Source organism: Terrisporobacter mayombei (genome assembly GCF_020748465.1).
In the GTDB taxonomy this organism is placed as follows: Bacteria; Bacillota; Clostridia; order Peptostreptococcales; family Peptostreptococcaceae; genus Terrisporobacter; species Terrisporobacter mayombei.
Window position 1 is genome coordinate 1 of sequence record NZ_JAHZMP010000118.1, and the last position, 513, is coordinate 513.

Below are 513 nucleotides of genomic sequence, written 5' to 3' on the forward strand. Positions count from 1 at the left end.
TTATTCAGCATATGTGTGCAGTAAATGTACGAAAGAAAATTGCATTAATTTTCAAGTAGTAGAAGTAAACAGCGTCATCGGAGGGCTTTATGTCTATTAAAAAGCTCGATGATGGTCGTTATGAAGTGGACGTCAGACCGCAGGGTGCAGATGGAAAACGTATCAGGCGGAAATTTAAAACTAAAGGTGAAGCTCAAGCATTCGAACGTCATGTACTGGTTAACTACCACAACAAAGTGTGGCTGGAGAAGCCAGCCGACCGCCGAACTCTTACAGAGTTGTTAGGCAGATGGTGGATATATCACGGAAAATCACATGAGCGTGGAGATATTGAACGGGGGCGTTTGACGACAATAATCGCCAAATTTGCAGAAATGGGAGTGTCCAGAGCTGACCAGCTAACAAAGAAAACGATAACTGATTATCGCGTTGTAATGATGAACGATGGTCTAAAACCAGCCAGCGTAAATCGGCATCTGGCAATAATGAGCGGGATGTTCACCAAGTTAATTG

1 protein-coding gene is annotated in these 513 nt (G+C 43.3%); it reads left to right on the top strand.

The features are described from left to right. Positions 1 to 89: 89 nt before the first annotated feature. A partial coding sequence (locus K0039_RS20645; protein WP_369123862.1) for a phage integrase occupies positions 90 to 513 on the top strand: 424 nt, incomplete at its 3' end.